General features: G+C 51.5%; 5 protein-coding genes and 1 pseudogene. 2 read left to right on the forward strand and 4 right to left on the reverse strand.

Going from position 1 to position 7,891, the window contains the following annotated elements; translation table 11 throughout:
• Positions 1 to 61: 61 nt before the first annotated feature.
• Complete coding sequence (dbpA, locus tag C7A19_RS01565; RefSeq protein WP_116643979.1) at positions 62 to 1,444, reverse strand: ATP-dependent RNA helicase DbpA; 1,383 nt, start codon at positions 1,442 to 1,444, stop codon at positions 62 to 64.
• A gap of 243 nt (positions 1,445 to 1,687) precedes the next feature.
• Here dbpA and C7A19_RS01570 point away from each other — a divergent pair, with 243 nt between their 5' ends.
• Entirely contained in the window at positions 1,688 to 2,122 is a 435-nt protein-coding gene (locus C7A19_RS01570; RefSeq protein ID WP_235614242.1) for a thioesterase family protein, read from the forward strand.
• Between the two features lie 37 nt (positions 2,123 to 2,159).
• Here C7A19_RS01570 and C7A19_RS15670 read toward each other — a convergent pair.
• Positions 2,160 to 2,303 (reverse strand): annotated as a pseudogene (locus C7A19_RS15670) (prevent-host-death family protein); the annotation flags it as partial.
• A gap of 211 nt (positions 2,304 to 2,514) precedes the next feature.
• On the opposite strand from C7A19_RS15670, the gene queC reads away from it, so the two are divergent.
• Positions 2,515 to 3,210 (forward strand): 7-cyano-7-deazaguanine synthase QueC, encoded by a 696-nt coding sequence (gene queC, locus C7A19_RS01575; protein ID WP_116643976.1) that lies wholly within the window; start codon positions 2,515 to 2,517, stop codon positions 3,208 to 3,210.
• An 82-nt stretch (positions 3,211 to 3,292) separates the two neighbouring features.
• Here queC and C7A19_RS01580 read toward each other — a convergent pair whose 3' ends face one another.
• Both C7A19_RS01580 and C7A19_RS01585 read right to left on the reverse strand, forming a co-directional pair.
• Positions 3,293 to 6,442, reverse strand: coding sequence for a multidrug efflux RND transporter permease subunit (locus C7A19_RS01580; RefSeq protein ID WP_116643977.1), 3,150 nt, complete (start codon positions 6,440 to 6,442; stop codon positions 3,293 to 3,295).
• On the reverse strand, positions 6,442 to 7,563 hold the full coding sequence (locus C7A19_RS01585) for an efflux RND transporter periplasmic adaptor subunit (protein WP_116643978.1): 1,122 nt from the start codon (positions 7,561 to 7,563) through the stop codon (positions 6,442 to 6,444). Before C7A19_RS01585 ends, C7A19_RS01580 begins: the two co-directional genes overlap by 1 nt.
• Positions 7,564 to 7,891: the final 328 nt, after the last annotated feature.

A 7,891-nucleotide genomic window follows, 5' to 3' on the forward strand; every position in this document is an offset into this window, starting at 1 on the left:
TTTGTCATTGTATGCATTCCCACGCAGGAGCGTGGGAACGAGCAATAGCTTACGGTAAAGATCAAATCCGGCGGGCGCGGATGGTGCGGCCTTTCACTTTTCCATCATTGAGCTTACGCAATGCAGCTTTAACGCAAGATTGGGACACAGCAATAAACGCCACATTGTCGAGCACATTGATTTTACCCACCTGCTTACCGTCAATGCCCGCTTGACCGGTCAGCGCGCCCAAAATATCACCCGCGCGTACTTTTTGTTTTTTACCTGAGTCAATCATCAAGGTTGCCATCTCAGGCTGATAGGGCACGGTGTCGAGCAAATGTTGCGACGGCAGGGCTTCAGGGAGAAAATCGCGGTCATACTGATCGCCAATCATCGCCAGCTTATAGTGCTCGGCATCGTTATATAGCGAACACGCTACTCCTTTTTTGCCAGCGCGACCGGTACGGCCGACGCGGTGCACGTGAGTTTGCGGATCGTGGGCGAGTTGATAGTTGATCACCATATCCATGTCATCAATGTCTAAGCCTCGCGCGGCCACATCAGTGGCCACCAGCACGGACGCACTTTTGTTGGCAAATTTTACTAAGGTGCGCTCACGGCCACGCTGTTCAATATCGCCATGCAAGGCAACGGCGCTAAAACCGTCATCTTCTAGGTTATCGCAAACTTGTTGGGTTTGAGCTTTGGTTGTACAGAACACCACGCAGCTTTGCGGCTGAAAGTGCAATAACAGTAGCTTTAACGCTTGATAACGCTGCTTATTGTCATCGACTTTATAGACGTGCTGCGAGATTGTACTTTGCGTTTGCACCTCATCCACTTTAACGGAGACAGGATGGCTCAGCACTCGCTGGGCAATCGCATTGATCGAGCGCGGGAAGGTAGCGCTGAATAACAAGGTTTGGCGATGAGCAGGAACACGCGCAATGATAGCATCCAAGGTATCTTGGAAGCCCATATCCAGCATCTGGTCGGCTTCATCCAACACCAAGGTCTCAACGTCATCAAGACGCAAGGTGCCCTTGCGTAAATGGTCATCCACACGTCCCGGAGTGCCGACAATAATGTGTGCACCATGCTCCAGTGAGCCAATTTGTGGGCCAATCGATACCCCGCCACACAGCGTCAGCACTTTGACATTATGGCGACCACGCGCCAACTTACGCATCTCAACCGCCACTTGCTCGGCCAGCTCACGGGTTGGACACAGCACCAAAGATTGCACGCGAAAGCGTTTTACGTTCAGTTTGGCTAACACGCCCAGACTAAACGCCGCCGTTTTCCCCGAGCCGGTTTTTGCTTGGGCAATAATATCTTTGCCATTGAGCACAGACGGTAAGCTCTGCGCCTGAATGGGCGTCATGTGCGTATAACCCAAGGTTGCTAAGTTATCGAGTAAATCAGCGGGTAACGCAAGCGAGGAAAAAGCGGTATCAGTCAAAGTCGTATCCACAGCAAAAGTAAATCATGCCGCGCCCAAGCACGGCCAAAGGGGGCGTATCATACCAGAGTCTGATTGCTGCCACATTAACCGATTAGCGCCACACACCCTGATAACCACTTTGTCGACTTATGTATTTTGTTACGTCATTGTTAGACAAAGCTCCGTATTTATACCTGCGCGGCTTGTCTTGTCATTGGGCTTGGTGTGCAATCAAGGCACACAATTAAGGAGGATTGTCTTGTGGCTAATATCCCAGTAGAAAACTACCCGCTCTCTCATACGCAGGCGATTGTCTGGAACGACATGGATGCCATGCAACACATCAATAACACCGTGTACTTTCGCTATTTTGAAGATATGCGCGTGGTGATGCTTGAAAAATTGGAAGTGTTCGATCTAGCCAAACGGCTGAATGTTGGCCCCGTGGTCGCATCAACCCGCTGCGATTATCGCGCCCCTTTGGTGTATCCAGATACCATCACCACCGTCGCTTGGGTCGAGGATATTCAAGAAAAGCGCTATGCGATGAAGTATGAAATCTACAGCCACAATCAAGAACGCTGTGTGGCCGAGGGCGAGGCCTTGATTGTCTATTGCGATTTTAAAACCGGTAAAAGCTGCCCTATCCCAGCCGAGACGCTCGAAGGGTTAAAAGCTTTTGTGGCGAAACAGTAAGCATAAAGACGAGAACTGCGCGTTGCCTGACGCGCAGTCAGCCGCTGAGCCATTTGGACATTTGTTCTTTGGCATCATGGTGACTCAAGAGCTTCTCTTCGGTAATTGCGCGCTCGCCACGCGCGATCCCTTCTAGGATAGCAAGACGGCTCTGCGTTAACTCATAATCATCCACATTTAATGAGGTAGTTACTCGTTCTACTTTCATCGCTCGATCAATCGTGACATCTAAATACCGCTACTGTAGCACTTGATGCTCACAGGAACAGGGGTTTTGTTTGTGATAACGCAACACTCAGATCATCGCATCTGGCTTGCTGACGGTACCACACAGGGGTACCATCCGTGCTCTGTGTAACACTGGGTGAGTAGCACCGCCAGAGGACAAACCGATGAAAAAAGCCGTTGTGGTATTTAGCGGAGGACAGGATTCAACCACCTGTTTGATTCAAGCGCAGGCAGAGTACGACGAAGTGCATTGCCTCACTTTCGACTATAACCAGCGCCACAAGCAAGAAATTGATGTTGCCCGTGAGATTGCTGAGAACCGCAAAGTCAGTGCGCACAAGGTATTGGATGTTGGTTTGCTCAATGAATTGGCGATTAGCTCGCTCACACGCGATAACATTCCTGTTTCCAATGCACTGAACGAAAACGGCCTGCCCAATTCCTTTGTGCCGGGACGTAATATCTTGTTTTTGACGTTGGCCGGCATCTACGCCTATCAAATTGGCGCCGAGGCAGTGATCACCGGTGTCTGCGAAACCGACTTCTCTGGCTACCCAGATTGTCGTAACGATTTTATTCAGTCGATGCAGCAAGCCCTTGAGCGCGGCATGGACAGACAACTCGCCTTAGTGACGCCGCTGATGTGGCTGAATAAAGCCGAGACCTGGGCACTGGCCGATCAGTATCACGCTCTCGATTTTGTACGCGACCACACCCTAACCTGTTATAACGGGATTAAAGGCACTGGCTGTGGTGAATGTCCAGCCTGCCACTTGCGCCAGCGTGGCTTAGATGACTACCTCGCCAACCAAGCGGACGTGCAAGCCGCACTGCGACGCAAACAAACCGAAAACGCGTAACAACGCGCATCCACTGGCAGCGACAAGAAATAAAAAACCGCCTCGCAATGAGGCGGTTTTTATGTCGAGAGTCAACGCATCGTTATTTATGCGGCTCATCATGCGGATGGGTATCAAACTCACCATGACTGGCCCGATGCACAGTTTCTACCGCGAGCGCTTTATCCAACTGCTGTGCCACATACTCAGGCGAATGAGTATGAATGGAGAGCAAGCGATACATCGCCGGGATCACCAACAAGGTGACAAAGGTCGCAAAGGCCATACCGGTGAAGATCACCGTTCCAACCGCGATACGACTTTCCGCTCCCGCGCCAGTGGAGAGGATCAGTGGGATCATCCCAGCCAAGGTGGTAAACGCTGTCATCAGAATCGGTCGCAAACGACGGACTGACGCATCGATAATCGCTTTTTCAAATGCAATGCCGCGGTCACGCAATTGGTTGGCAAACTCCACGATCAAGATACCGTTTTTCGTCACCATCCCAATCAGCATAATCAGACCAATTTGGCTGTAAATATTGATCCCTTGGTTGGTAAGCCATAGGCCTAAAAAGCCGCCCAGCATCCCCATGGGCACCGTCAACATCACCACCAAGGGGTTGATAAAGCTTTCAAATTGCGCCGCTAACACCAAGTACGACACCAAGAGCGCTAAACCAAATACCACCAGCACACTGGTTTGGTTGTCACGAAAATCTTTCGACTCGCCCGAGTAGCCCACAGAGATATCTGCAGGCAGATTCTCGGCCGCCGCTGAATCGAGATAATCAAGGGCTTGCCCCAGCGTCACGTCCTCACCTAAGTGTGCTGATAGGGTAATCGATTTTTGCTTGTTGGTATGGCTTAAACGCTGCGCGGACGCTGTTTCCTCCACCGTAGTCACTGCATCCAGCGAAACCAACTTGCCGCTGCGGCTGCGCATATAAATACGGCTGAGATCGCTTTTACTGCTAAAGGCCTTTTCATCGCCGCGCACATACACATCGTACTCTTCACCGCGATCCACATAGCTAGTCTGGGCTCGCCCACCAAGCATCACTTCTAACGTATCGGAAACATCCCGCACCGAAATGCCGAGTTCAGAGGCGCGACGACGGTCAACTTTCACCACCAACTCAGGGGTGTTTTGGTTGTAGTCGTAATCCGGGCTGTCAATCACACCCGCCTCGCGACCCATTTCGCCCAATTTTTCTGCCCAGCGATGAAGTTCAGGATAATCCGGGCCGCTGAGTACAAACTGCACGGGCTCTGAACTCCCCCCACCAAAGCCAGGCGCAAACGGGAACACTTGTACATCTGGCACACCATTCAGTACCTGACGCACTTCCCCGAGAATGGCTTGCGCTGAGCGATCGCGCTCATCCCAATCCGGCAATAGCATGATCACAAAGCCGGTTTGATCGCCGGCACGACCACCAAACGCTGGCGTCTGCAAGCTCACCGAACTCAAGGTGCCCGCTTCGACTAAGGGCATCAAGCGCTGCTCAATTTGCTCAATGTTGCCCACCATGCGGTTATAGGCGGTGCCTTCCGCACCACGGACAAACGCCAGCAACACCCCACGATCTTCTTGTGGCACTAATTGCGATGGTAAGTGCTGCATCAACACGCCACTGCCGCCAATACAGAGCAAGATCACTACAGGTGCCAACCAACGCCAGCGCAGTACATGCCCCAACGCCCGGCGGTAGTAGCCTTCAAGCACATCAAACCCACGAGTGATCACGCGGTTCACAGGACTGGATGTTACATTTAAGCGCAGCAATTTACTGCCGAGCACCGGCGTGAGGGTCAACGCTATTAAGGACGAACAGAGCACGGTGACGGCGAGCATCACGGCAAACTCGGTGAACAACTTACCGATCATGCCATCCATGTAGGTAATGGGGAGGAACACCATCACCAACACCGCGGTGGTGGCGATCACCGCAAAGCCCACCTCTCGTGCGCCACGGTAAGCGGCCACCAAGGGTTTATCGCCTTGTTGTAAGTGATGGAAGATATTTTCGACCACCACAATGGCATCATCCACCACCAGGCCAATCGCTAAGATCAACGCCATTAAGGTCAGCAGGTTGATGGAAAAGCCCATCGCCGAGGCAACAATAAAGGCAGATATCAAGGACACCGGCACAGTTACGGCTGGGATCAAGGTGGCGCGCGCTTGGCCGATAAAGATATACAGCACTAATACCACCAACGCCCCTGTGATAAAGAGAGTGCTATACACCTCTTCAATCGAGCGTTCAATAAACACCGTAGTATCGTAATCGACCCAAAGGCGCGTGCCTTCGGGCAGGAAGGCCTGCATTTCATCGACAAGCTTGTGAGCGCGGTCGGAAATATCAAGCGGATTGGCATCGGATTGTGGGATCAGCGCCAAACTTAAATTATTGATACCGTTGTTTTTATAGGTGGCATCTTCGTTGCGTGAGCCAATTGCCACCTCCGCCACGTCCGACAAATAAATCGCGGTGCCATCAGCCGTGGTACGCACCACCAGTTGTTTAAAGTCTTCTGCATTATGATATAGCCGGTCGCTACGCACCGGCATGGTCATCACGTCGTTACGAATCTGTCCACCGGGACTCTCTAGATTCTCACTACGCAATGCATCGAGAATATCTTGGGTAGTGACACCGTGCCCCGCCATTTGGGTGGGATCCAGCTTGACATACATCACTTTATACAGCGCACCGTATAGATCGACCGAACTCACCCCAGAGATCAGACTAAATCTGTCTTCCAAGGTGCGTTGGGCGTATTCGGTGAGCTGGTTACGATCCATCTCTGACGAGGCCAAGTTGATATACACCGCCGCTTCACCGGTGCCGTTGTCTTTATACACAATCGGATCATTGGCATCATCAGGCAGTCCGCCTTGTGCGCGTGCCACGGCATCGCGCACGTCACTCACGCCTTCGGTCAGCGGATGATCGAGGTTAAATTCTACCGTGATCCGTGATGAGCCATTGCGACTGACTGACGTAATTTCATCAATGCCGCTTATCCCGGACAGCTCATCTTCAATCAACTGTGTAACCTGGCTTTCCATAATACTGGCCGAGGCGCCGGAATAGCCGGTGTAGATACTCACCACTGGGCTATCAATATCCGGCATCTCACGCACTGATAAGGTCGAGAAAGAAACCGCCCCGAAAACACATAACAGCAAACTCAACACAATCGCCATCACTGGCCGTTTTACCGAGACATCAGACAACCACATTAGCTTGCCTCCGTCTCTGACGCGGACTCACTGACACGGCTTTGGTCATCAGCTTGGTTTTTGGGCGCTTCCGCATTCAATACCGACACTTGTGCGCCATCGCGCATATTTACCAGGCCTTGTACGACGATGTTTTGACCCGATTCGAGCCCTTGACTCACCACCACTTGGTTATCAATGCGCGCACCGAGGGTAATTTCAGTGCGATGAGCAATGCCTTCGTCATCAATACGGAATACATAGCGACGTGTACCGGAATATTGCAGGGCTTGCACCGGGACAATCACCGCTTGCTGCTCAGGCAAGGTCAGTTTCGCCTCCATCAGCATACCAGGCTGTAATTGACGTTCCGGGTTATCCAGCGCAACGCGAACACCGACAGATAACGCGTCTTGGTTGATGCGCGAGTCCACGACCTGAATCTCACCATCAAACGCTTTGTCCGGCCAAGCTTGAGAGGTCACTGCCACGGGCATATCAGGATATAAGCGGCTGAAATACTGCTCTGGGACTTGAATATCCAAATTCATTCGCGACAGATTATCGAGGCTAAAGAGGGTTTCGCCCACATCCACGCGCTGACCGACACTTAAATCAAACAAACCAATGCGACCCGAAAAGGGCGCGATTAAACGGTGATCATCTAAATCAGATTGCGCCGATTGCAGACGCGCCTTGGCGATATTGACACTGGCTTGCTGTGCATCCAACTCGGTTTGCGTTAAGGCACCACGCTGCGCCAGCTTGGTGTACTCTTTTAGCTTGCGCTGCTCATCATTGAGATAAGCTGACGCTTCCAGTACCGCTGCTTGGGCTTTGGCACGATTAAATGTCACCAAAGGCGCCCCTTTTTCAACCGTTTCTCCCGGTTTTACGTGCACCGTTTCAATGCGCGCCGACACTTCCGATTCGATATTAATCTGTTGGTGGGCTTTAACGTTACCCACCAACGACAGCGACGGCGCAATCGATTTGGTCTCCACTTGTGCAGTCATCACATCCACAGATCGCGCACCCGGTGGTGGCGCAGAGGCTTCCTCATTCGAGGGCTGTATACCTCCCCACTGCCAGAACGCAACGCCGGCCAACATCACGGCGCCCAGTAGCATCCCTTTTTTCATTACATCACACCTTATTATTTGAATAGCACCAGTGTACTGATCTACTTTTTTTTGTCCTTAAAGAATTGTAAAGACGTTGTTTTTTCTCGTTATTACATCCAAATTCGAGATTTTGCCACATAGCACTCAGACTATGTAAAAGAAGGCAGGTTTCAAAAAGCGATAAAAACAACGCTTACTGCTGATTTTGGACGCAAGACGTTGAAAAAAGCACCAACCGCAACCTGAGGTTAAGAAAACCCTTTACAGCTCCAATCGGTTTGGTAAGATTCGCCCCAATCGCGTGGTGGAGTTCCCGAGCGGTCAAAGGGATCAGACTGTAAATCTG

This window comes from Salinivibrio sp. HTSP, from assembly GCF_003390965.1.
GTDB classification, from domain to species: Bacteria; Pseudomonadota; Gammaproteobacteria; order Enterobacterales; family Vibrionaceae; genus Salinivibrio; species Salinivibrio kushneri.